This is a genomic window from Type-C symbiont of Plautia stali, assembly GCF_059730935.1.
The window spans coordinates 2,881,121-2,905,596 of sequence record NZ_AP035923.1; the positions used below are offsets into that span (position 1 = coordinate 2,881,121).

Sequence of the window (24,476 nt, forward strand, 5' to 3'; positions counted from 1 at the left end):
CCGTTAGCCGCGACGGGTTTTGATCGCCTGCGCCAGCTGACGCAGCGCTTTTTCCGTGTCGTCCCAGCCAATACAGGCGTCGGTGACGCTCTGGCCGTACACCAGCGGTTTGCCGCTGTCGAGGCTCTGGTTGCCTTCCACCAGGTGGCTCTCAATCATCACGCCGGTAATCGCCTGCTCGCCGCCGGCAATCTGCTGCGCCACGTCTGCGGCCACCACCATCTGACGCTGGAACTGCTTGCTGCTGTTGGCGTGGCTGAAGTCGATCATCACCTGTGGACGCAGGCCCGCTTTTTCCAGCCCGGTTTTCACCGCCGCAACGTGTTCCGCACTGTAGTTTGGCTCTTTGCCGCCGCGCAGAATGATGTGGCAATCTTCATTACCGCTGGTTTCGACAATCGCCGAATGACCATATTTGGTGACCGACAGGAAGCAGTGCGGCGCGCTGGCAGCACCGATGGCATCGATCGCCACTTTGATGGTGCCGTCAGTGCCGTTTTTGAAGCCAACCGGACAGGAGAGCCCGGACGAGAGCTCGCGGTGCACCTGCGATTCGGTAGTACGCGCACCAATCGCGCCCCAGCTCATCAAATCCGCCATGTATTGCGGCGTGATCATGTCGAGGAACTCACCGGCAGCCGGCAGTCCGGTGTCGTTGATATCCACCAGCAGCTTACGCGCCAGGCGCAGGCCGTCGTTAATCTGGAAGCTACCGTCCATGTAAGGATCGTTGATCAGCCCTTTCCAGCCCACCGTGGTACGCGGTTTTTCAAAGTACACGCGCATCACCACTTCCAGCTCACCCTTCAGCTCCTCGCGCAACGTCAGCAGGCGAGCGGCATACTCTTTGGCAGCCTGCGTATCGTGGATGGAGCATGGCCCAATCACAACCAGCAGGCGGTCATCTTCACCGTGCAGAATGCGGTGAATGGCCTGGCGGGCCTGGGCAACGGTTTGAGCAGCGTTATCGGTGGCGGGGAATTTTTCCAGCAGCGCAACAGGGGGCAGTAACTCTTTGATCTCTCTGATACGTAAATCGTCGTTCTGGTAATCCATACTTATTCCATTCAAATTTCTGGCCCTGCGTACGCCGGGCGCAACCCGTCCAATGTATCCCTTCAGGCACCAGGTGTAAATTATGTCCTGTGCGCCAATGGCTCGCTCAGATTTGCATTTATTCGTTTATGAACTAAGCTTTTTAAACGTAAGCACTGAGGAATGAGGTGCTTTCGCTATTTATATTCATGCCGAACACTCATGACGGAATTAAATTCCGTCGCGGCACGCTTTTTTCGTCAAACAGCACCAGCGGGTGTCACGCGGCAACTATCCATTTATTACAGGAGCATAATGATGAATAAGTTTGCATTGATTTTTCTGACGGCAGCGATGACTTTGGGCAGCGGCGCAGCACTGGCTGCGGATAACAACAACGGCCAGGCGAATGCGTCAGCAGAAGCCGGCGCAGCCGCGGGCGGCGCGAAAGAGAATCTGCCGCCAAATAATGTCGACAATAGCAACATTAATAATGGCAGCATGAACACCAACGGTGCCGCGACTTCTGGTACCACCTCTGGCAATATGTCGGCCAGCCAGGAACACAAAAATACCATGTGTAAAGATGGTCGCTGCCCGGATATGAATAAGAAAGTTGAAACCAAGGAAGGCGGTGGTCACGTTAAACACAAAACTGACGGCACCACGCAGTAATCCACGCGGAGCGTGATGCAGGGCGAGCTTCGGCTCGCCCTGTTGTTTTTCCCCTGCCCTATTTCCGCTATGCTAACGCTATGAAATTCACAGGAACTGTTTCATGGCCGCGCTGCTGCTTATCGATGATCACCCTTTAGTTGAAGTCGCGCTGGAAGCGGCCTGCCTCAACGCCCCTATTCCATTACAGCTCTACGCCGCCGGTGACGAAGCCCAGGCGCGTCAGCTGCTGCAACAGCATCATATTGACCTGATTGTGCTGGATATCGGCCTGCCGGATAGCGATGGTCTGGAGCTGTTGCGCCGTCTGCGCGCGCGCCATCCGCAGTGTCCGGTGCTGATTTACTCGGCCCAGCAGAGCCGCCACACGCTGCTCAGCGCCGCCTCGCTCGGCGCGGCCGGCTATGTGGTGAAGAGTCAAAGCATGGCGCAGTTGCTGAGCGCGATTCTGGCGGTGCTGGGCGGCCAGCAGGCGTTTCCGCCGCTGCCGGAGCGCATTGCGCTGCCGCTCACCGAGAAAGAGCAGCAGATTGTGGCGCTGCTGGTGCGCGGGCTGTCGAATATTCAGATTGGCGAACAGCTGCACATCAGCAATAAAACCGTCAGCACCCACAAGAAAAATATCCTCGAGAAGACCGGCGTGCAGTCGGTGGTCGAGCTGGCAGAACTGTGGAAAGCGCAGCAGTGAAACGCTGGCTGTTGCTGTTCGCGCTGTTTTTCAGTCTGCTGGCGCGCGCCGGATTGCAGCCCGCCAGCAGCGTGATGCTGCCCGCCATGATGCCCGCGCCGCACGCCGAGCCGTGGCCGGGACCGGTGCTGCGCGTGGCGGTGCCGGCGCAAAACAGCGCGCCCTGGGCGATGCGCATTGGCGATCGCATCTGGGGCATTGATGCCGATTATCTCAGCGCCCTCAGCCAGCTGAGCGGCAGCACATTCAGCCTGCACGGCTATCCTGACTTTGCCGCCCAGCTGGCGGCGCTACAGCGTGGCGACGTGGATATGGTGCTGAGCACCCGCCAGCGCGATCTGCCCGCCGACGTACTGACCAGCGAGAGCTGGTTCACCAGCCCGATGCGCATCTACCGCAATCGCGACAACCAGCGCGCGGTGATGTTCAACAGTGACAACGCCCAGCTGACCATCGCCGCCGACACGCTGGCGCAGCTGCCGCAAACCTTTGCACATCGCCACCGCTGGCAGACGCTGCCCGGCAATTTACAGGCGCTGTATGCGCTGCTGAACCAGCAGAGTGACTATCTGGTGGCCGATGAAGCCAGCGCCGGTTTCCTGCTCAGCCAGCTGCAGCAGGGACAGATTTATCAAATCACCGCCGATCCCGGTGCCGGCGAGCTGTCGCTGCGCGCGCAGACACGCGATCCGGCGCTGATTGCCTGGCTCAACCGCCAGCTGCGTTTGCTGCCAGCGGAGTTCAGCAATCGCGTGCAGCAGCGCTGGAGTCCACCGCTGCTGCGCTATCAGGATACGCAAACCCTGATGCTGACGGGCGAAGAGAAACAGTGGCTGGCGCAGCAGGATGCCATCCCTTATGCCGCCGAGAGCGATAACGCGCCGTGGAGCTATCGCGATGCCAGCGGCAACGCGCGCGGCTTCGGTATTGACCTGCTTAACGCCCTGAGCCAGAGTACCGGCCTGCGTTTCACGCCGCGCTGGGTCAATAATCCGCAGCAGGCCGCCAGTCTGTTGCAGCAGCAGCAGGTGATGCTCAACCTGTTACAGCCGCTGTACGGGGACGATGCTAACCGCACCGCGCTGCCAGTGTGGCGCGCCATCTGGGGCATTTACACGCTGTCCGACAGGCAGCCGATGGGCTGGTCCGCGCTGCACGCTCAGCGCGTCGGCGTGCTGCGTGGCGATCTGGCGCAGCGTCTGCTTCCGGCTGAAATCGCGCCTCAGCTGTTCGACAATCGCGCCCAGCTGTGGCAGGCCCTCAACACTGGCCAGATTGATGCAGTGGTGGATAACGTGCTGTCGGCGCGCTGGCGCATGGCCAGCCATGAGGGCAACCGCGTGCATCTCGCCTTTGTGGCCAGCGATATCGCCTGGCCGCTGGCGCCGCAGGTGAGCGCACAGCAGCCGCAGCTGAGCGCCCTGCTCGACCATGCGCTGCAGCAGATCCCGGCGGATACGCTGAATCAGATGCGCGTCAGCTGGTCGCAGCCGCCGCAGCCCGGCACCACCATGACGATGCGCAATGTGCCGCTGCTGATTTTGATTGCGGCCGCCGTGATCATCCTGCTGTTGCTGGTATTGCTGCTGCGCCGTTATCTGCAGCAGCGGCGTGAGCGGTTACAGCGCGAGCAGGCGGAGCGCGCCAATGCCGCTAAAAGTCAGTTTCTCGCCACCGCCAGCCACGAGCTGCGCACGCCGATGCAGGCGATTCTGGGTCTGCTGGAGCTGGAGCAGCAGCAGCATCCGAGCGCGCGGCTCGATCTGATGCACAGCAGCGCCCGGTCGCTGATGACGCTGCTGAACGACCTGCAGGATCATGCGCGCATCGAGAATCACAGCTTCCGCCTGACGCCGCGCCCGCTCGATCTCACGCTATGGCTACAGCAGCAACAGCAGTTTTACCACCCGCTGATGCGCGATGGCGGGCCACAGCTGCACGTAGCGGCGCTGACCCCGCTGCCGGCCAGCGTGATGCTCGACAGCGATCGCCTGCAGCAGGTGGTGAACAATCTGGTGGCCAATGCGCTGAAATTTACCCGCCACGGCGAAATCCGCCTGACGCTGGCGGTCACCGGGGATATCGCGCTGACGGTGAGCGACAGCGGCAGCGGCATTCCGCTCAGCGAGCAGGCGCAGCTGTTTGAACCGTGGTATCAGGCGCCGTCGGGCAAGCGCCATGCGGTGCAGGGCAGCGGCCTCGGGCTGTTTATCTGTCGCGAGATTGTACAGCGCATGGGCGGCACGCTGTCGCTGGAGTCAGCGCCGCAGCAGGGCACCACGGTGAGCGTGCGCCTGCCGCTGGAACCCTGTGCGGCGACGGCGACAGATGACGCCACGCACTGGCCACACTATCCGCAGCTGCGCGTGGCGATTGTCGACGATCACCCGACTAATCTGCTGGTGATGCAGCAGCAGCTGGCGAGCTTTGGCATTACTGCGGCGGTGTTTGAGGATGGCCGCGAACTGCTGCGGGCCGATGCGCAGCAGCCGTTTGATGTGCTGTTTATCGACCAGATGATGCCGCGCCCGGATGGCCTGACGCTGCTGCGCATCCTGCGCCGCCGTCAGCGCCAGCGCGTGCAGCCTGCGCTGCGCATACTGTGCTCCGCCGACGTACAGCTGCTGAAACTGCCGCTGCAGGCGCACGAAGCGCAGCTGGTCAAGCCGATGACTCTGCGGGATATTGCACCGCTGCTGGCGCAGGCGGTGCGCGATCCGTTGCAGGTGTTGCCGGACAGCCTGCAGATTCTGGCGCAGCACAATCCGGCTTTCATCCCGCGTATTTGCCATACCCTGCAGCGTACGCTGCAGCAGGATCATGATGCGCTGCTGCAGGCGAGCGCGGCCGCAGACTGGCCCCAGCTGGCGCGCGCGGCGCACCGCCTGAAAGGCAGCTGGCTGATGCTCGGCATTGACGACGTAGCCGCCCGCTGCCAGCAGCTGGCCGACGCGGCAAAACAGCATCAGCCTGACCCTGATAATCTCAATTTACTGATATCATTAACGAACAGGCTACTTAACCAACTGGAACGTTATGGCACACACTCATTCTCACAGTGAGCACGGCGGCAACCGCACGCGTCTCGCCGCCGCGTTTGGCGTCACCGCGCTGTTTATGGTTGCCGAGGTCATCGGCGGGCTGGTGTCCGGTTCGCTGGCGCTGCTGGCCGATGCCGGACATATGCTCACCGACGCCGCCGCGCTGCTGATGGCGCTGCTGGCCGTGCAGTTCGCCCGGCGCAAACCGAATGCGCGTCACACTTTTGGCTTACTGCGTCTGACCACGCTGGCAGCGTTTGTGAACGCCATCGCGCTGCTGGTGATTACCGTCCTGATCGTCTGGGAAGCGCTGCGCCGTTTTTACCAGCCCGAGCCGATTGAAGGCGGGCTGATGCTCGGCATCGCGATTGCCGGCCTGCTGGCGAATCTGCTGTCATTCTGGCTGCTGCACCGCGGCAGCGAAGAGAAGAATCTCAACGTGCGTGCCGCCGCGCTGCACGTGCTGGGTGATCTGCTGGGTTCGGTGGGCGCAATCGTGGCGGCAGTGATCATCATGCTGACCGGCTGGACGCCGATCGATCCGATTCTGTCGCTGCTGGTGGCGCTGCTGGTGGTGCGCAGCGGCTGGGCGCTGCTGCGCGAGAGCCTGCACGAGCTGCTGGAGGGCGCCCCGACGCATATCGACGTGGAGAAGCTGGCGCGGGCGCTGACGCGTCACATTGATGAAGTGCGCAATGTACATCATGTGCATGTGTGGCAGGTGGGCGAAAAGCCGGTGCTGACGCTGCACGTGCAGGTGATTCCGCCGTACGATCACGACGGCCTGCTGCGACGCATTCATCAGTATCTGCACCAGCATTATCAGATTGCCCATGCCACGGTGCAGATGGAGTATCAGCCCTGCGTCGGCCCGGACTGCGAGTTATGCGAGGAGAGCGGCACGCAGCACGAGCACGCAGCGCTGGAAGGCCACGCGCATCACCACCACTAATGGGACAGCGCGCGCGAACCCTGTTCCCGTGCGCTCTGCATCCACAGGCGCGTGCCGTTCAGCGCGATCAGCGTCAGAATGGCGTACTCCAGCGCCATGGCATACACGCCCTGACGCGCAAAGATCATCACGCTGATAACGTTGATCACCACCCACAGCAGCCAGTTCTCGACGTATTTGCGCGTCATCAGGATCATCGCCACAATCGACAGCACCATCATGCAGGAATCCCAGAACGGGAAGGCATCCGGCTGCAGCTGCGGCATCACCACGTTAAGGCCGAGCGACTGCATCAGCCCCACCGCGGTGCGCGTGAGGAAAGCGAATACCGGGTCGATATAGCGCGTCATCAGCGCAATGGCGATCACGCAGGCGGCGCCCCAGCCGATGGCTTTCGGCAGCGGCAGCCAGCGGATTTTCAGCGCCGCTTCATGGCTGCTGGTCTGCCGGCTCCACGCGTACCAGCCGTACACATTGGCAACAAAGAAGAACAGCTGTAGCAGCAGGCTGGCATACAGCTGAATCTGAAAGAAAATCACCGCAAACAGCGTGACGTTAATCAGACCAAACAGGTAGTTGATAATTTTTTCCTGGCTGGCAAGCCAGATACACAGCAGGCCGGCCAGCGTACCGATCGCCTCAATCCATGACAGATCGTAGCCGCCGACGCCAATCGGAATGTGAACCAGAATATTGTGTGTGCTAAAGAAGTCCATCATCTGCACCTGTATGAAAACCGCCTCAGGCGTTCCCTTTCAGCGTAAGTTTGAGTTGTGCTGCAAAGTCTAGCATGCGGTTGAGCGGCAGTAACGCTGCCTTGCGCATTGCCGCATCGACGTGAATTTCATGCTGCGCGCCGCCGTGCGCCAGCCCTTCAGCGATAGCCTGCAGGCCATTCATCGCCATCCACGGGCAGTGCGCGCAGCTGCGGCAGGTCGCCCCTTCGCCTGCGGTAGGCGCTTCCAGTAACTCTTTATCCGGTACCGCCTGCTGCATTTTGTAAAAGATGCCGCGGTCGGTCGCCACAATCATCTGCGGATGCGGCAGCGTTTTGGCGGCCTGAATCAACTGGCTGGTGGAACCGACCGCATCGGCCAGTTCGACAATCGCCTGCGGTGACTCCGGGTGTACCAGCACCGCCGCGTCAGGATAGAGCGCTTTCATGCGCTGCAGCGCCTGTGTTTTGAACTCATCATGCACAATGCAGGCGCCCTGCCAGCACAGCACATCAGCGCCGGTTTGCTGCGTGACGTAACGGCCCAGATGGCGGTCCGGTGCCCAGATGATTTTTTCACCGCGACTGTCGAGATATTCAATCAGCTCAACCGCAATGCTGGATGTCACCACCCAATCGGCACGTGCTTTTACCGCTGCCGACGTGTTGGCATACACCACCACGGTCCGATCCGGATGCGCATCGCAGAAGCGGTTAAATTCGTCAATCGGGCAACCGAGGTCAAGCGAGCACTCCGCCTGCAGCGTGGGCATCAGCACGGTTTTTTCCGGGCTAAGGATTTTGGCGGTTTCGCCCATGAAACGCACGCCGGCCACCAGCAGCGTTTGCGCCGGATGCTGGCTGCCAAAGCGTGCCATCTCAAGGGAATCCGCCACGCAGCCGCCGGTCTCTTCGGCCAGCGCCTGGATTTCCGGATCGGTGTAGTAATGCGCCACCATCACCGCATCGCGTGCTTTGAGCAGGCGTTTAATTTCTTCGATGTAACCGGCTTTTTCCTGCGGGCTGAGGCGCGCCGGTTTCGGCGGGAAGGGATAAATGGCGCTTTCAGCATCAAACATTGCACTCATGACACGGCTCTCGTTTTATCGATTTAACAAAATCGCCCATCAGGACGATGATGCGGCATTAAATTCGCCATCATGTTTTATATGCTAAACACAATAGCGGATTACACCGAGCCTGTCGTGTGATTTTTATGCGGGAAGTACCAGCTGCGTGCCGGCCTGCGCCTGTTGTGGGCTTTCCAGCTCAAGCAGAAACGCTTTTACCGCCAGGCCGCCAGCGAAGCCGGTGAGCTTACCGTTGCTGCCGATAACGCGATGACAGGGTGCCATGATCGACAATGGATTTTTACCGTTGGCAGCCCCGACGGCACGTACCGCTTTCGGGTTGCCGATCTGCTCCGCGATTTGCAGATAGCTGCGGGTTTCACCAAACGGAATGGTGAGCAGCGCCTGCCAGACCTTTTTCTGAAACGCAGTGCCAATGGTGTCGTACGGCATGTCAAACTGCTGACGCTCGCCGGCAAAGTACTGGCGCAGCTGGCGCTCGGCCTCACAGAGAATCGGATGCTGGTCGTTACGCGCGATCGGTTTCAGCGGCACGCGCTGCGCGCCTTCGTTTTCCCATAAAATGGCTGACAGACCGCGATCCGTGGCAATGAGCGTCAGTTCTCCGACGGGCGTGGTAATGATTTTAGCGTGATACATGTTGCACCTCCGGCGTGGGCTATGCGGATGATTATCGCACTTTTGCGCGGCGAAACTGGCTGTTTTCGGCCATGAGCATAAACTGGTTAGCTGTCCGAAAGCAGCCAGTTTTCCATCCGCACCTGCGCGACGATGGTGTTTATTTGCCGGAGACGATGATGTTTGATCCTGAAATTGCCTATCAGGCGCTGACGGCGCGCGACAGCCGTTTCGACGGGGTGTTTTTTGTCGGCGTGACCTCCACCGGTATTTACTGCCGTCCGATCTGTCCGGTGAAAGCACCGATGCAGAAGAACTGCCTGTTTTTCACCAGTGCCGAAGCGGCTGAAAAGGCGCACTTTCGCCCCTGCCTGCGCTGTCGTCCCGAGCTGGCACCTGGTTCGGCACCGGTCGATAGCCATCATCGCATCGCCGACCGGCTGATTCGCCGTATCGAAGAAGGCTTACTGGAAGAACAGGAGACGCTGGCTGAGATCGCCAGCGAGTTTGACCTGAGTGAACGCCAGCTAAGACGGGTGATTCAGCAGGAGCTGGGCGTGTCGCCGCTTGAACTGCGGCAAACCCGGCGCATGCTGCTGGCGAAGCAGCTACTGACTGAAACCGCATTGCCGGTGACCGAAATTGCCTATGCCAGCGGTTTTCGCAGCCTGCGCCGTTTTAACGACGTGTTTCAGGCTCGCTATCGCATGACGCCATCGCGTCTGCGTAAGCAGATTCAGACGGAAACCCTGAATGGTGAGCAGGAGAGCGCCGAACTGCGCCTCAGCTACCGGCCTCCTTATGACTGGGACGCCATCCTCGATTTCCTGCAACAGCGCGTGATGAAGCAAGTCGAGTGGGTCAGCGAGGGCGTTTATCATCGTACTGTGGCGCTCGGTCAGTGTCGTGGCTGGGTGCGCATTAGCCATTTGCCGGAAAAGCAAGCGCTGAAGGTGCAATTTACCACCACGCTGACGCCGGTGCTGCCTGCCCTGCTGCGCCGCTTGCGCGATCTGTTTGATCTGGATGCCCAGCCACAGCGCATCAGCGAGCAGCTCAGCCAGGATCCGCTATTAGCTGCGAGTCTGGCACGCTATCCCGGCTTACGCGTTCCTGGTGCGTTTGACGGCTTCGAGCTGGCGGTCCGCGCCATCCTCGGCCAGCAGGTGACGGTGAAAGCCGCAACGACGCTGAGCAGTCGCGTGGCGGAGCGTTTTGGCGCACCCCTCACCACACCGTGGCCTGCGCTCTCCCGCTTACCGCCAGAGGCCGAATCACTGGCTGCTGCCACCCTCGATGATATCGCCAGCCTCGGCATTGTGAGCGCCCGCGCGCAGGCGATCCAGGCACTGGCCGCGGCCTGCACCTCAGGAGCGATGCGCTTCAATGGCGCGGTTAATCCGGACGTGGTGCAGCAGCAGTTGCTGGCGCTGAAGGGTGTCGGGCCATGGACAGCGAGTTATATCGCCATGCGCGCCCTGCGCTGGCCGGATGCCTTCCCGAAAGAGGACATTGCGATCCGCAATAATCTCGGCGGCGTGAGCGCAAAGGTCGCAGAGCAGATGTCGCAGGTGTGGCGCCCATGGCGCAGTTACGCGGTGCTGCATATCTGGAAGAGCCTGACGCCGGAAAAGCGGTAGTGAGATTTGGCATGATGTGGTTGCCAGAATAACTGTAATAGTGCTTTTCAGCCAAAAGGTACGGAGCGGTTGCGTAAAGTCGCCGTAAATACATCCCTGTAGGCTCTGCCGGCGGTTTACTCGCCTCATCCCTGAGGCTCGCCCACTTTGTGGGCCAGCGCTACGCGTTGTTCAAAAATGCTCCCGGCATTTTTGTCCATGCGCCGTAAGCTTTACTCCCCCGCCCCGGTATGGCCGTCTTTGTTAACGCCCTCTGCGATTCACTGTCGCCCCTAACGGGTCGCCACTACGAATTACCGCAGCTGTGAGGGTTGAAAGCCAGTTAAGGCGGGAGCGGAAGGAGCGAAGCGTCCGAGCCATGGACAAAAATGCCGGGAGCATTTTTGAACAACACGCAGTGTTGCCCGCTTGCGGGTGAGCCTCAGGGATGAGGCGAATACTCGCGAGGCCGATCCACAGGGATGTGAGGTTCCTTTGCGATCCGCCCCGCCTTATCTGGCCGGTGCACAATCTCAAAGCAACCCATCTAACACTGTAAAAAACGTAAAAAAGCAAAAAGGCGCCTTTAGGGCGCCTTTCTACATAACTGGTGGGTCGTGCAGGATTCGAACCTGCGACCAATTGATTAAAAGTCAACTGCTCTACCAACTGAGCTAACGACCCGCTCGGGAAGTGGCTTACAACTTTCGACTTGATGGTGGGTCGTGCAGGATTCGAACCTGCGACCAATTGATTAAAAGTCAACTGCTCTACCAACTGAGCTAACGACCCATCAAGGTTGTGAAGCAAACTGAAGTGACATCAAAACTGAATGGTTGAGATGGTGGGTCGTGCAGGATTCGAACCTGCGACCAATTGATTAAAAGTCAACTGCTCTACCAACTGAGCTAACGACCCATCTTCAGTGCTGCCGATACTTGTTAAGATATGTCCCGGCAACGGCGGCATATATTACTGATTTAGCGGGAGGGCGCAACCCTTATTTTCCGCTAAATGTCTCAACTGCTTACCTTTCATGCGGCAAGACCAGAAATCAGACGAAATCCGGTCTTAACTGCAGCAATTACATCGCAGCGAGCCGTTTTTGTGCCTGCTTAGCAGACTCAGAGTTAGGGAACTGTTTGATCACCTGCTGGTAGACCGCTTTCGCTTTCGCTGTATCGTTCTTCTCCTGCATGATCACCCCAACCTTAAACAGCGCTTCCGCCGCTTTTGGCGATTTCGGGTAGTTTTTAACTACAGTGGCAAAATAGTAGGCCGCATCGTCCTTTTTGCCTTTGTTGTAAAACAACTGACCCAGCCAGTAATTGGCATTCGGCTGATAGGTGGAGTCCGGATACTTCTTCACCCACGCCTGCAGCGCAGTAATCGCCTGGTCGTACTGTTTCTTCTCAAGAATCAGCGCGACGGCAGCATTGTAATCGGTGTTGGCATCGCCGGTTTGTGCGGGTGCAGCGGCAGCCGTATTGCTGCTCCCCGCATCAGCGTTTCCCGCTGCGGCACCAGCTGCTGCATCCGCACCACCGCTGGCCTGCGCACCATTACTGCTGCTCAGACTGTCGATCTGCTGATAAAGCTGCTTCTGCCGCTCAATCACCTGATTAAGCTGATAACTGTTCTGCTGGATCTGCCCGCGCAGCGAATCGATATCGCTTTGGTTATCACTCATCTGCTGCTGCAACTGCTGCAGAAGCTGAGCCTGGGCATTGGAGATACGTTCAAGAGTGGTGACACGGTCTTCGACCGAGCCTGAGCCAACGCTACTGATTGACGCCTGGGCATTAGCGGCCCAGGGGGCCGCTACGCCAACCAGTAACGACAGACTCAACAGATGAAGTCTGAAGTTACTAATCATGTGATTCTCTTAGTAAACCAGTACGGCACGACGGTTTTTAGCGTAAGCCGCTTCGTCGTGGCCCAGTACAGCAGGTTTCTCTTTACCGTAAGATACGATAGACATCTGGTCAGCAGACACGCCTTTACCCTGCAGGTACATTTTAACGGCGTTAGCACGACGTTCGCCCAGGGCGATGTTGTACTCTGGGGTGCCGCGCTCATCCGCGTGACCTTCGATGGTCACTTTGTAAGATGGGTTGCTGCGCAGGAAAGCAGCGTGCTGATCCAGCATCTGAGCGTATTCAGACTGCACGTCATACTTGTCCAGACCGAAGTAAACGATGTTGTTCTGCTGCAGCTGCTGCATCTGCAGACGCGCCTGCTCGTCAGAAGACATGTTGCCGTTCTGGCCAGCGCCCGCGCCGTATGCACCGTCAGCACCCATACCGGTCTGATCGTTGTTGTTGTTTTTGTGAGAGCTACATGCAGCTACCGCGATAACCGGCAGAGCCAGCATCAAACCCTTCAGCACTTTGTTCAGTTGCATTTCTTTATCCTATTATTTTGTTTGCCATACATTTTACTCCCCCGCCAGGCGAGGGAGCTATGCATCACAGATACGGCGACCAGGCAGGGAATTTGACCTGTCCATCAGTTGCCGGAAGACGCGCTTTGAAACGCCCATCGGTTGAAACCAACTGCAACACGGAACCCATCCCCTGAGTAGAGCTATAGATTACCATCGTGCCGTTAGGAGCCAGACTTGGCGTCTCATCCAGGAACGTGTCCGTTATTGTCTGAACGGCTCCCGTTTCCAGATCCTGTTTGGCGACGTGCTGCGCGCCACCGGCGCTGCTGATCATCACCATCGTTTTACCGTCAGATGACACATCCGCATCCTGGTTCTGAGCCCCTTCCCAGGTAATGCGCTGTGGCGTTCCGCCGTTAACGTTAACTTTGTAAATCTGTGGCGCACCGGCCTGATCCGAAGTGTAAGCCAGCGTCTGGCTGTCCGGGAACCAGGTAGGTTCGGTGCTGTTGTAGCGGCCATCGGTCACCTGACGCGTCTGACCGGAGGCCAGATCCATCACGTACAGGTTCAGGCTACCGGTTTTCGACAGGGCGAAGGCCAGCTTAGAGCCGTCCGGCGAGAAGGCCGGCGCACCGTTGTGACGCGGATAAGAAGCCACCTGACGGATAGCGCCGTTGGCCAGCGTCTGCACCACCAGCGCCGATTTACCGCTTTCGAAGGTCACGTAAGCCACTTTGCTGCCGTCTGGCGACCAGGCCGGTGACATCAGCGGCTGTGGCGAACGGTGTACCACAAACTGGTTGTAACCATCGTAGTCAGACACGCGCAGTTCGTAAGGGAACTGACCGCCGTTGGTCTGCACCACATAGGCGATACGGGTACGGAACGCACCTTTGATACCGGTCAGCTTCTCAAACACTTCATCGCTGGCGGTATGCGCGGCATAGCGCAGCCACTGTTTGGTGACTTTATAGGAGTTCTGCGCCAGCACGGTGCCCGGTGCGCCACCGGTATCCACCAGCTGATAAGCCACCTGGTAGCTGCCATCGGCGTTCGGCGTAACCTGCCCGACGACCACGGCATCAATACCCAGTGCGCTCCACGCGGCAGGCTGAACTTCCTGTGCGCTGGTCGGCTGCTGTGGCAGACGAGAGCGATCCAGCGGATTGAATTTACCGCTGTTACGTAAGTCTGCTGCAACGATGCCACCAATATCTTCGGGTGCAGCGCCCGGACCGGCCCACTGGAACGGCACCACACCAATTGGGCGCGCGGTATTCACGCCCTGCGTAATTTCAATGCGTACTTCCGCGTGCAGCATCGCTGCCCACAGCAGTACAAAAAAACCTAAGGTTACACGAAGTGCCTGCTTCATCTTATCTCCCTTATCTGAACCTGAGTTCATGATAATTCGCACAGTTCCTGAAAAAACACGAGTACTCATAGAGTACGGCAAGCTAACCTTAGTTCAACCTGCCGTACGTTACTGCATTATTCTGGTTTGAAACGCATCGGTGCGTTCTTAAACACTTCATATACTGCCTGCGAAGGCGGCTTCGGAATGCGTGCCTGCTTCGCTGCGGTAATCGCCGCCTGACACAGCGCCGGATCGCCGCCTTCAGCTTTCACGTCAATCAGCAAACCATCCGGTGCCAGTTTAATCCGCAGATCGCAGCTTTTACCGCGATACAGATCGGCATCGTAGAAGCGGCTTTGAATCGCACTGGTAATCTGTCCCAGATACGCATTCACTTCAGCACCTGAGGCACCCGCCTTCTTCTGATTGCCCTGACCTGCCGCCGCGCCACCACCGGAAGCGGCGCCGCTTTTCGGCGCATTCTTACCGGAAGAGAGACCGCCTAACAGATCATCCACATCGCTCTCGTTCTTCGCCGCTTCGGCAGCCGCTTTCTTCTTCGCATCGGCGGCAGCTTTAGCTTTGGCCGCCGCATCCGCTTTGGCTTTGGCTGCTGCCTCAGCTTTCGCTTTGGCTTCGGCGGCCGCTTTCTCTTTCGCAGCTTCCGCAGCTTTCTCTTTGGCTTCCTGTGCAGCTTTGGCTTTCGCATCTGCCGCGGCCTGAGCTTTGGCTTCTGCCTCCGCTTTGGCTTTCGCTTCAGCTGCCGCTTTCGCCTGCTGCGCGGCTTTCTCTTTCGCTGCTTCGGCTGCGGCGGCTTTGGCCTGCTCTTCCGCTTTCTTCTTCGCGTCGGCTGCGGCCTGCTTCGCCTGCTCTTCCGCTTTGGCTTTCGCGTCCGCTGCGGCCTTCGCCTGAGCATCGGCCTGCGCTTTGGCATCAGCTTTGGCTTTCGCCGCGGCCGCTTCTGCGGCTTTCTGCTGCTCCTGCGCCTGCTTCGCTGCTGCTTCGGCCGCCTTCTGCTGCTCAGCCTGCTGCTTCGCCTGCTCTTTGGCTTCCTGCTGCGCCTGCAGACGCTCTTTTTCCAGCTCTTTCAGCCGCTGCTGTTCAGCGGCCTGCTTCTGCTGCAACTCTTCCGCCTGCTGCTGTGCCTGCTTCTGGCGCTGCTGCTCGGCGCGCTGACTGTCACTTTGCTGATTCTGCTGACGGTTATACTGCTCAACCACCGCGCCAGGATCGACCATCACCGCGTCGATATCACTGCCGCCACCGCCGCCGCTGGCTTCGATATGTTCGTTAAACGAGCTCCAAATCAGCAGGGCGATCAGCACGATGTGCAGAATCACCGAAATGATTATCGCGCGTTTTAACTTCTCGTTCTGCTCGGTTGCCTTCGACACTCTCGGTTCCCAAAAACGGTTCGCGTTAAATCGGCTGCGTCATCAAACCGACGGATTTCACGCCAGCCTGATGCAACAGGTTCAGCGCCTTGATGATTTCGTCGTAAGGCACATCTTTCGCCCCACCAATCAGGAAGACCGTCTTCGGATTGGCTTCAATACGGCGCTGCGCTTCGCTCACCACCTGCTCCGGCGGCAGCTGCGTCATACGATCGTGATCCACCACCAGGCTGTACTGCCCTACCCCGGCCACTTCCACGATCACCGGCGGATTATCGTCGCTGGAAACGGTTTTCGAATCGGTTGCGTCCGGCAGGTCCACTTCCACGCTCTGCGTAATAATCGGCGCGGTTGCCATAAAGATGAGCAGCAACACCAGCAGCACGTCCAGCAGCGGAACAATGTTGATTTCCGACTTAAGGTCGCGACGCCCGCGACCACGGGTTCTGGCCATCGTTAACCTCGACTTACTTGCTGTTGTCGGTAGAGAAAGCCTGACGATGCAGGATGGCCGTGAACTCTTCCATAAAGTTGTCGTAGCCCTGCTCCAGCTTGTTCACACGCTGGTTCAGACGGTTATACGCCATAACGGCAGGAATGGCCGCGAACAGACCGATTGCGGTGGCGATCAGCGCTTCGGCGATACCGGGCGCAACCATTTGCAGCGTGGCCTGTTTCACCGCACCCAGTGCGATAAAGGCATGCATGATCCCCCACACTGTACCAAACAGACCGATATACGGGCTGATGGAACCGACGGTGCCAAGGAATGGGATGTGATTCTCCAGCGCTTCCAGTTCACGGTTCATCGAGATGCGCATGGCGCGACCGGCCCCTTCGACCACCGCTTCCGGCGCATGGCTGTTAGCGCGGTGCAGGCGGGCAAACTCTTTGAAGCCAGAATAGAAAATCTGTTCAGACCCGCTCAGCTCGTCACGGCGCGCCTGGCTCTCCTGATAGAGACGCGACAGCTCGATACCGGACCAGAACTTGTCCTCGAACGCCTCGGCCTCACGCCCCGCCGCGTTAAGAATGCGGGTGCGCTGAATGATGATTGCCCAGGAGGCAATAGAAAAGCCGATCAAAATCAACATGATAAGTTTGACCAGAAGGCTTGCCTTCAGGAACAAATCAAGAACGTTCATGTCAGTCACTGCTTGAACTCCGCGACAATAGACTTGGGAAGCGCAATCGGCTTCATTAGATGTGGGTTGATGCAGGCAATCAGGACGTCTGCTTCATTGAGCACTTTGCCTTCAGCATTCACGATACGCTGCGAGAACGTCATGGTTGCGCGCGTCATTGCTGTCACTTCGCTCTGGATCTCCAGAAGGTCGTCGAGACGTGCCGCGGCAATAAAGTCCACCGTCATGCGCCGTACCACAAAAGCCACCTGCTCTTCCAACAGGGCCTGTTGATTGAAATGGTGCTGGCGCAACATCTCGGTACGTGCTCGTTCATAAAAAGCAAGATAGCTGGCGTGGTAAACCACACCACCGGCGTCAGTGTCTTCGTAATAGACCCGAACCGGCCAGCGAAACAGCGTTGTACTCACTCTACATCCCGGTCTCATTTTAAACGTTGCTACTATACGCAAGTGAGATCGGCTTGGGAATGGTCCGCCAGAGCCAGGAGAAAATAATTATCAGACGTTAACAACTGGAAGGATTTTCGGGAGATTTCCTGACCAACCGCTGACAAAAACTCACGTCAGCAGCGGTAAAACAGCCCTTACGGGCTGAGACAGAACTTAATGGTAGAACCAGTAAATTCCCAGCGCCAGCACGATCAGCGCCGGCAGCGGGGCAAACAGCGCCTGCCAGCGGGCACGCTGTGGCCGGAAACCGGTGCCGTGAATCACGCCGCTGCACACCGCCCAGATTAACAATAATCCGTGCCAGATAGCGAGCTCACTGGTGCGTGCGGCAAAGCGCGCCGGCTGCCAGATGACGCATCCGGCCAGCCACAGCGCCAGAATCAGTGAAAGGGCCCGTAGCGGGCCCTTATCCATCAGACGATACAGCGTCTGTATCAGGCTGCGCATCAGAGCTTGTCGTCCTGCGCGCCGCCCTCTTCAACATGCTCAATCGCCAGTGCCGTGACCACGCCAAACGCACAGGCCAGCAAGGTGCCAAGAATCCAGGCAAAATACCACATGCTCAATCTCCTCAATCAGTACAGGGAGTGCGTATTGCGCTCAATGTGTTCTTTGGTGATGCGGCCATACATCTTGTAGTAACACCAGCTGGTGTAAGCCAGAATAATTGGCACAAAGATGATGGCGGCCACGGTCATGATCTGCAGCGTCAGCAGGCTGGAGGTCGCGTCCCACATGGTCAGGCTGGTGCCCGGCACGGTGCTGGATGGCATGATGAACGGGAACAGTGCAATGCCAGCCGTCATAATGACGCACGCCAGCGTCAGCGAAGAGAAGATAAACGCCCATGCGCCCTTCTCCATACGCGAACACAGGATCGTCAGCAGCGGCAGCAGCGCGCCGAGCAGCGGGAACAGCCACAGCACCGGCATCTGTTCAAAATTGACCAGCCAGGCCCCGGCTTCACGCACCACATCTTTACCCAGCGGGTTAGACGCCGCGTGATGATCGATTGCGCTTTTCAGCACATAGCCATCAATGCCGTACTTCACCCACACGCCGGCCAGTACAAAGCCCACCAGCATCACCAGCGCGCTGATTTGCGCCGCGGTGCGGGAACGCAGGTGCAGTTCGCCGCTGGTGCGCATCTGCAGGTAAGTCGCGCCCTGGGCCAGAATCATCGCGACGCTGATCACCCCAGCCAGCAGGCCAAACGGATTAAGCAGCTGGAAGAAATTACCGGTGTAGAACAGGCGCAGGTACTCATCAGCATGGAACGGCACGCCCTGTAGCAGGTTACCGAACGCCACGCCAATCACCAGCGGCGGCACAAAGCTACCAATGAAGATGCCCCAGTCCCAGGCACCGCGCCAGCGCATATCTTCAATCTTCGACCGGTAATCAAAGCCGACCGGACGGAAGAACAGCGAGGCCAGCACCAGAATCATCGCCACGTAGAAACCGGAGAACGCGGCGGCATAGACCATTGGCCAGGCGGCGAACAGCGCCCCGCCGGCAGTGATCAGCCAGACCTGGTTACCGTCCCAGTGCGGCGCGATGCTGTTAATCATGATGCGACGCTCGGTATCGGTGCGACCGAGGATGCGGGTCAGCATTCCCACGCCCATATCGAAGCCGTCGGTGACGGCAAAACCGATCAGCAGAATGCCAATCAGCAGCCACCAGACAAAACGCAACACTTCATAGTCAAACATGGTCGCTCTCCTTATCCGCGCGCCGGTTGAGTCACAGCCTGCACTGTTTCATGGTGATAGCGGCCGGTTTTCAGGCTGCTTGGACCAAGGCGGGCAAATTTGAACATCAGATACATCTCCGCCACCAGGAACACGGTATACAGGCCGCAGATCAGGATCATCGAGAACAGCAGATCGCCGACGGTCAGCGATGAGTTAGCCACGGCGGTTGGCAGCACCTCACCAATCGCCCACGGCTGACGGCCATATTCAGCGACAAACCAGCCGGCTTCGACGGCAATCCACGGCAGTGGAATACCGTACAGCGCCGCTTTCAGCAGCCAGCGATTCTTACCGATGCGGTTACGAATCACGCTCCAGAACGACAGCGCAATGATGCCCAGCAGTAGCACGCCACACAGCACCATGATGCGGAAGGCAAAATAGAGCGGTGCCACGCGCGGAATGGAATCCTGCGTTGCCTGCTGGATTTGCGCTTCCGTGGCGTTCGCCACGTCCGGGGTATAACGCTTGAGCAGCAGACCGTAGCCGAGATCCTGTTTATGCGTCTCAAACTCACTGCGCACCGCCGGATCTTTACTGCCGGCACGCAGCTCGTTCAGCAGCGCATAGGCTTTCATACCGTTACGGATGCGCACTTCATGCTGCGCCAGCAGATCTTTCAGGCCGGTGACCGGCGTATCGACAGAACGGGTGGCGATCAGGCCGAGCAGATACGGGATCTGGATGGCGTACTTGTTCTCCTGCGTCGCCTGATCCGGCACGCCAAACAGCGTAAAGGCCGCCGGCGCCGGCTGGGTTTCCCATTCGGCTTCGATGGCGGCCAGCTTGGTTTTCTGCACATCGCCCATTTCATAACCGGATTCGTCACCCAGCACGATGACCGACAGCACGGCAGCCATACCGAAGCTGGCAGCGATCGCAAAGGAACGTTTAGCAAACGCGATGTCGCGCCCTTTCAGCAGATACCAGGCGCTGATGCCCAGAATGAACATCGCACCGGTGGTGTAGCCCGCGGCCACGGTATGCACAAATTTCACCTGCGCCACCGGGTTTAGCACCAGCTCGGAGAAGCTCACCATCTCCATACGCATGGTTTCGAAATTGAATTCGGAGGCGATCGGGTTCTGCATCCAGCCGTTCGCCACCAGGATCCACAGCGCGGACATGTTCGAGCCGAGTGCCACCAGCCAGGTCACCGCCAGGTGCTGCACTTTACCGAGGCGATCCCAGCCGAAGAAGAACAGGCCGACAAAGGTGGATTCAAGGAAGAACGCCATCAGGCCTTCGATGGCCAGCGGCGCACCGAAGATATCGCCGACGTAGTGGGAGTAATAAGACCAGTTGGTACCGAACTGAAATTCCATGGTCAGGCCGGTGGCCACACCCAGCGCAAAGTTGATACCAAACAACTTGCCCCAGAATTTGGTCATATCTTTATAAATCTGTTTTCCCGACAGGACATAGACCGTTTCCATGATCGCCAGTAAAAACGCCATACCGAGCGTTAAGGGCACGAACAGGAAATGGTACATCGCCGTCAGGGCAAACTGTAAACGCGACAGCTCGACAATATCTAACATGATGACTCCTTGCTCCTCGCATGAACTCATCCTGCGAATAACAACCACAAACAGCGGGCAGTGCGATGCAGAATAAGGTCAGGAACGACTGATTATTGATTCCAGTTTTGTTACCGACAGCACAATGCGTACTGCGGCCCGAAGTGAGCGAGTAACAGTGGTGAAAATTCCCCGAAAAACCGATCGCTTCAGCCTGTTTCGAGCAGGAGTAAGATGAGGAGGCGACAGAATTGATATGACAACGCCTGGCACAAACTCCTGAAAAATGATGAAAAAGACTGAATTGATGCAGCGCAATTTATATCGGTTGGGTTGCTTTTAGCCAGCGGTAAAGTTTGCTATATATCGCCTTTTATTGATCTGGATTAAGACAATAATTTTCCAGATATGTAGTGTTAGAGTTGTTGTTAATTAGTTGTCATAAATCGATGGCGCAATTAAGAAAACAATTACCTTTCCCGTAATTATTTAACCTCTTTGCCAGCCAGACGCCTGGACGCTGACGGGAAAAAGCACGCCTCTTTGCCCTTCTTTACTCAACGACAACGTAAGCATAGCCGCAGAAAATGTTGCCGTTACGTTTTTACTGCAAATGTGTGAGGACGGCTAATGGCCGTGCATGACAGCCATAAAAAAAGCCACCCGCAGGTGGCTTTGTTCTTTCAGCAGCAAAATCTTATTTCGCTGGCAGTACCGCTTTCACCGCGTCGCCGATATCGGCCAGGCTGCGAACGGTTTTCACGCCGGCCGCTTCCAGCGCAGCAAATTTCTCATCGGCGGTGCCTTTACCACCGGCAATGATGGCGCCGGCGTGGCCCATACGCTTGCCTTTCGGCGCCGTTACGCCGGCGATGTAGCCGACGACAGGCTTGGTCACGTGCTCTTTGATGAACGCCGCGGCCTCTTCTTCAGCGCTGCCGCCGATCTCACCGATCATCACGATCGCTTCGGTCTGCGGATCGTCCTGGAACATTTTCAGGATGTCGATGAAGTTAGAGCCAGGGATCGGGTCACCGCCGATGCCCACACAGGTGGACTGGCCGTAGCCGATGTCGGTGGTCTGCTTAACCGCTTCATAGGTCAGCGTACCGGAACGTGACACGATACCCACGCGGCCTGGCTGGTGAATGTGGCCCGGCATGATACCGATCTTACATTCGCCAGGCGTGATCACACCCGGGCAGTTCGGGCCGATCATGCGCACGCCTGCTTCGTCCAGCTTCACTTTCACCGTCAGCATATCCAGCGTCGGGATGCCTTCGGTGATGGTGATGATCAGTTTGATGCCCGCGTCGATCGCTTCCAGGATACCGTCTTTGCAGAACGGTGCCGGCACGTAGATCACGGTAGCGGTGGCGCCCGTGGCTTCTACTGCTTCACGCACGGTGTTAAACACCGGCAGACCGAGATGGGTGGTGCCGCCTTTACCTGGCGTCACACCGCCAACCAGCTGCGTACCATAGGCCAGCGCCTGCTCAGAGTGGAACGTTCCCTGGCCACCGGTGAAACCCTGGCAAATGACTTTGGTGTTTTTGTCGATCAGAATGGACATTATTTACCCTCCGCAGCAGCGACAACACGCTGTGCTGCGTCTGTCAGGCTGGTTGCTGCAATGATGTTAAGACCGCTGTCCGCCAGTTTCTTCGCGCCCAGCTCGGCGTTGTTACCTTCCAGACGTACCACGACCGGTACGTTGACACCCACTTCAGCCACAGCACCGATGATGCCGTCTGCGATCAGATCGCAGCGCACGATGCCGCCGAAGATGTTAACGAATACCGCTTTCACAGCATCGTCAGACAGGATGATTTTGAAGGCTTCGGTAACGCGCTCTTTGGTTGCGCCGCCGCCAACATCAAGGAAGTTTGCAGGCTGACCACCGTGGTGTTTCACGATGTCCATGGTGCCCATCGCCAGACCGGCGCCGTTGACCATACAGCCAATGTTGCCTTCCAGCGCGACGTAGTTCAGTTCCCACTGCGTCGCGTGGGCTTCACGGGGATCTTCCTGGCTTGGGTCGCGCATTTCACGCAGCTCTGGCTGACGGAACAGGGCATTGCCATCGGCACCCAGTTTGCCATCCAGACAGATCAGGTCGCCCTGTTTGGTGATCACCAGCGGGTTGATCTCAACCATCGCCAGGTCGCGCTCCAGGAACATGGTCGCCAGACCCATGAAGATTTTGGTGAACTGGCTGACCTGCTTGCCGGTCAGGCCCAGTTTGAATGCCAGCTCGCGGCCCTGGTATGGCTGCGGGCCGGTCAGCGGATCCAGCGCCATTTTGTGGATCAGGTGCGGGGTTTCTTCCGCTACTTTCTCGATTTCCACGCCACCTTCGGTTGACGCCATGAAGATCACGCGACGGGTGGCACGGTCAACCACCGCACCCAGATACAGCTCCTGATCGATGTCGGTCGCCGCTTCAACCAGGATCTGGTTTACCGGCTGACCATTGGCGTCAGTCTGGTAGGTCACCAGACGTTTGCCCAGCCAGTTTTCAGCGAAAGCACGAATGTCTTCTTTACTGTTAACCACCTTCACACCGCCCGCTTTACCGCGGCCACCGGCATGAACCTGACATTTCACCACCCACGGACCCGCGCCAATTTTCGAGGCGGCTTCTTCGGCTTCACGTGGCGTGGTGCAGGCGTAGCCAGTCGGTGCTGGCATACCATACCGTGCAAACAGCTGCTTCGCCTGGTATTCGTGTAAGTTCATGATGTTCTATCCATTCAGATCTAAACAGGGTTAATTTGGGCGCGCCTCGTGCCAGCGCGCCCGGCGAAAATCAGACATCCAGCAGCAGACGCGCCGGATCTTCCAGCAGCTCTTTCACCGCGACCAGATAGCCGACAGATTCACGACCATCGATCAGACGGTGATCGTAGGAGAGCGCCAGATACATCATTGGCAGCACCACCACCTGACCATTCACCGCCATTGGGCGATCTTTGATGGCGTGCATCCCCAGAATCGCGCTCTGCGGCGGGTTGATGATCGGCGTAGACATCAGCGAACCGAACACACCACCGTTGGTGATGGTGAAGTTACCGCCGGTCAGTTCTTCCACCGTCAGCTTGCCGTCACGGCCTTTCACCGCCAGCTCTTTAATTTTCTTCTCGATGTCGGCCATGCTCAGCGCATCAACATCTTTCAGCACTGGCGTCACCAGACCACGCGGCGTTGAGACCGCGATGCTGACATCGAAATAGTTGTGGTACACCACATCATCGCCGTCGATCGACGCGTTGACTTCCGGGAAGCGTTTCAGCGCTTCGACCACCGCTTTGATGTAGAAGGACATAAAGCCCAGACGCACGCCGTGACGCTTCTCGAAGGCATCGCCGTACTGCTTGCGCAGATCCATGATCGGCTTCATGTTGACTTCGTTGAAGGTGGTCAGCATTGCGGTGCTGTTTTTCGCTTCCAGCAGACGCTCGGCCACGCGCTTGCGCAGACGGGTCATTGGCACGCGCTTCTCGCTGCGGTTGGCAACGGCCTGCGGAGCCGCATCGGCTGCCGGTGCCGCTTTCGCGCCGTCGGCTTTCTTCGCCAGATGTTTTTCCACATCTTCGCGCGTCAGACGGCCGCCAACACCGGTGCCTTTAATCTGGCTGGCGTCGAGGTTGTTTTCCGCAATCAGGCGGCGCACGGCCGGGCTGAGCGCGTCATTGCTCTCTTCTTCCAGAGATGCAGTCTGACGCTGTGCAGGCGTAGACTCCTTGCTTTCCACTTTCGCCGTGGTCTCTTTCCCGCCGCTGTTGCCTTCCTTCAGGCGGCCCAGAATCTGGCGCGATGTTACGGTGGCGCCTTCGTCTTCCAGCACCGCTTCCAGCACACCATCAGCGGCGGCAGGCACTTCCAGTACCACTTTGTCAGTTTCGATCTCGACCAGCACTTCGTCGCGGGTCACAGAGTCGCCGGGTTTTTTATGCCAGGTGGCTACCGTGGCGTCCGCTACGGATTCAGGCAAATCGGGAACGAGAATTTCTACGCTACTCATTTTC

The 24,476-nt window shown here is 58.1% G+C and carries 23 protein-coding genes and 3 tRNA genes; 5 read left to right on the forward strand and 21 right to left on the reverse strand.

What is annotated here, in order from left to right; translation table 11 throughout:
- Positions 1-3 precede the first annotated feature (3 nt).
- Positions 4-1,056 (reverse strand): 3-deoxy-7-phosphoheptulonate synthase AroG, encoded by a 1,053-nt coding sequence (gene aroG, locus AC6I7J_RS13580; protein WP_021508517.1) that lies wholly within the window; start codon positions 1,054-1,056, stop codon positions 4-6.
- Positions 1,057-1,350: 294 nt separating this feature from the next.
- Here aroG and AC6I7J_RS13585 point away from each other — a divergent pair, with 294 nt between their 5' ends.
- The 4 genes from AC6I7J_RS13585 to zitB all read left to right on the forward strand — a co-directional run bounded on the left by AC6I7J_RS13585 (position 1,351) and on the right by zitB (position 6,391).
- Positions 1,351-1,710 (forward strand): YbgS-like family protein, encoded by a 360-nt coding sequence (locus tag AC6I7J_RS13585; RefSeq protein ID WP_058757861.1) that lies wholly within the window; start codon positions 1,351-1,353, stop codon positions 1,708-1,710.
- A gap of 103 nt (positions 1,711-1,813) precedes the next feature.
- Entirely contained in the window at positions 1,814-2,398 is a 585-nt protein-coding gene (locus tag AC6I7J_RS13590; protein ID WP_021508519.1) for a response regulator transcription factor, read from the forward strand.
- Positions 2,380-5,460, forward strand: a complete 3,081-nt coding sequence (locus tag AC6I7J_RS13595; RefSeq protein ID WP_498005948.1) for an ATP-binding protein — start codon at positions 2,380-2,382, stop codon at positions 5,458-5,460. The genes AC6I7J_RS13590 and AC6I7J_RS13595 overlap by 19 nt, the downstream gene beginning before the upstream one ends.
- Positions 5,435-6,391 carry a CDF family zinc transporter ZitB gene (zitB, locus tag AC6I7J_RS13600; RefSeq protein WP_498005950.1) on the forward strand — a complete coding sequence of 319 codons (957 nt, stop codon included), beginning with the start codon at positions 5,435-5,437 and terminating at the stop codon, positions 6,389-6,391. The genes AC6I7J_RS13595 and zitB overlap by 26 nt, the downstream gene beginning before the upstream one ends.
- Here the strand turns inward: zitB and pnuC are convergent.
- From pnuC to AC6I7J_RS13615, 3 genes are all read right to left on the reverse strand, one after another.
- On the reverse strand, positions 6,388-7,107 hold the full coding sequence (gene pnuC / locus AC6I7J_RS13605; RefSeq protein ID WP_021508522.1) for a nicotinamide riboside transporter PnuC: 720 nt from the start codon (positions 7,105-7,107) through the stop codon (positions 6,388-6,390). The two genes, zitB and pnuC, sit on opposite strands and share 4 nt — an antisense overlap.
- 25 nt (positions 7,108-7,132) lie before the next feature.
- A complete protein-coding gene (nadA, locus tag AC6I7J_RS13610) occupies positions 7,133-8,194 on the reverse strand; it encodes a quinolinate synthase NadA (protein WP_498005952.1) in 1,062 nt (353 codons plus the stop codon).
- 126 nt (positions 8,195-8,320) lie between these two features.
- Positions 8,321-8,836 (reverse strand): methylated-DNA--[protein]-cysteine S-methyltransferase, encoded by a 516-nt coding sequence (locus tag AC6I7J_RS13615; protein WP_132465517.1) that lies wholly within the window; start codon positions 8,834-8,836, stop codon positions 8,321-8,323.
- Positions 8,837-8,994: 158 nt separating this feature from the next.
- Here AC6I7J_RS13615 and AC6I7J_RS13620 point away from each other — a divergent pair, with 158 nt between their 5' ends.
- On the forward strand, positions 8,995-10,455 hold the full coding sequence (locus AC6I7J_RS13620) for an AlkA N-terminal domain-containing protein (RefSeq protein WP_498007233.1): 1,461 nt from the start codon (positions 8,995-8,997) through the stop codon (positions 10,453-10,455).
- 587 nt (positions 10,456-11,042) lie between these two features.
- Here AC6I7J_RS13620 and AC6I7J_RS13625 read toward each other — a convergent pair.
- The 17 genes from AC6I7J_RS13625 to odhB form a co-directional block, all read right to left on the reverse strand.
- Positions 11,043-11,118: transfer RNA gene (locus tag AC6I7J_RS13625), tRNA-Lys, on the reverse strand.
- Positions 11,119-11,150: 32 nt separating this feature from the next.
- Positions 11,151-11,226, reverse strand: a tRNA-Lys gene (locus AC6I7J_RS13630).
- 50 nt (positions 11,227-11,276) lie between these two features.
- A tRNA-Lys gene (locus AC6I7J_RS13635) sits at positions 11,277-11,352 on the reverse strand.
- Positions 11,353-11,518: 166 nt separating this feature from the next.
- Positions 11,519-12,310: a cell division protein CpoB gene (cpoB, locus tag AC6I7J_RS13640; RefSeq protein ID WP_058757869.1), complete on the reverse strand. Its 792-nt coding sequence runs from the start codon at positions 12,308-12,310 to the stop codon at positions 11,519-11,521.
- Positions 12,311-12,319: 9 nt separating this feature from the next.
- Positions 12,320-12,838, reverse strand: coding sequence for a peptidoglycan-associated lipoprotein Pal (gene pal / locus AC6I7J_RS13645; RefSeq protein WP_021508527.1), 519 nt, complete (start codon positions 12,836-12,838; stop codon positions 12,320-12,322).
- A gap of 64 nt (positions 12,839-12,902) precedes the next feature.
- A complete protein-coding gene (tolB, locus tag AC6I7J_RS13650; protein ID WP_021508528.1) occupies positions 12,903-14,198 on the reverse strand; it encodes a Tol-Pal system beta propeller repeat protein TolB in 1,296 nt (431 codons plus the stop codon).
- Between the two features lie 116 nt (positions 14,199-14,314).
- Entirely contained in the window at positions 14,315-15,574 is a 1,260-nt protein-coding gene (gene tolA / locus AC6I7J_RS13655) for a cell envelope integrity protein TolA (RefSeq protein WP_021508529.1), read from the reverse strand.
- A gap of 25 nt (positions 15,575-15,599) precedes the next feature.
- A complete protein-coding gene (gene tolR, locus AC6I7J_RS13660) occupies positions 15,600-16,028 on the reverse strand; it encodes a colicin uptake protein TolR (protein WP_021508530.1) in 429 nt (142 codons plus the stop codon).
- A gap of 13 nt (positions 16,029-16,041) precedes the next feature.
- Positions 16,042-16,728 carry a Tol-Pal system protein TolQ gene (tolQ, locus tag AC6I7J_RS13665; RefSeq protein ID WP_010616001.1) on the reverse strand — a complete coding sequence of 229 codons (687 nt, stop codon included), beginning with the start codon at positions 16,726-16,728 and terminating at the stop codon, positions 16,042-16,044.
- Positions 16,725-17,147: a tol-pal system-associated acyl-CoA thioesterase gene (ybgC, locus tag AC6I7J_RS13670; protein WP_168714917.1), complete on the reverse strand. Its 423-nt coding sequence runs from the start codon at positions 17,145-17,147 to the stop codon at positions 16,725-16,727. Before ybgC ends, tolQ begins: the two co-directional genes overlap by 4 nt.
- A gap of 177 nt (positions 17,148-17,324) precedes the next feature.
- Positions 17,325-17,618, reverse strand: coding sequence for a cyd operon protein YbgE (gene ybgE, locus AC6I7J_RS13675; RefSeq protein WP_058775290.1), 294 nt, complete (start codon positions 17,616-17,618; stop codon positions 17,325-17,327).
- Complete coding sequence (gene cydX / locus AC6I7J_RS13680) at positions 17,618-17,731, reverse strand: cytochrome bd-I oxidase subunit CydX (protein ID WP_010615998.1); 114 nt, start codon at positions 17,729-17,731, stop codon at positions 17,618-17,620. Before cydX ends, ybgE begins: the two co-directional genes overlap by 1 nt.
- A gap of 15 nt (positions 17,732-17,746) precedes the next feature.
- The gene (cydB, locus tag AC6I7J_RS13685; RefSeq protein WP_021508533.1) at positions 17,747-18,886 is read right to left on the reverse strand and encodes a cytochrome d ubiquinol oxidase subunit II; all 1,140 of its coding nucleotides are present in this window, start codon (positions 18,884-18,886) and stop codon (positions 17,747-17,749) included.
- Between the two features lie 11 nt (positions 18,887-18,897).
- Positions 18,898-20,469 (reverse strand): cytochrome ubiquinol oxidase subunit I, encoded by a 1,572-nt coding sequence (gene cydA, locus AC6I7J_RS13690; RefSeq protein WP_058757874.1) that lies wholly within the window; start codon positions 20,467-20,469, stop codon positions 18,898-18,900.
- 676 nt (positions 20,470-21,145) lie between these two features.
- On the reverse strand, positions 21,146-22,021 hold the full coding sequence (gene sucD, locus AC6I7J_RS13695) for a succinate--CoA ligase subunit alpha (protein WP_021508535.1): 876 nt from the start codon (positions 22,019-22,021) through the stop codon (positions 21,146-21,148).
- The gene (gene sucC, locus AC6I7J_RS13700) at positions 22,021-23,187 is read right to left on the reverse strand and encodes an ADP-forming succinate--CoA ligase subunit beta (protein WP_006118458.1); all 1,167 of its coding nucleotides are present in this window, start codon (positions 23,185-23,187) and stop codon (positions 22,021-22,023) included. The genes sucD and sucC overlap by 1 nt, the downstream gene beginning before the upstream one ends.
- 70 nt (positions 23,188-23,257) lie before the next feature.
- Positions 23,258-24,472 (reverse strand): 2-oxoglutarate dehydrogenase complex dihydrolipoyllysine-residue succinyltransferase, encoded by a 1,215-nt coding sequence (odhB, locus tag AC6I7J_RS13705; protein ID WP_021508536.1) that lies wholly within the window; start codon positions 24,470-24,472, stop codon positions 23,258-23,260.
- Positions 24,473-24,476: the final 4 nt, after the last annotated feature.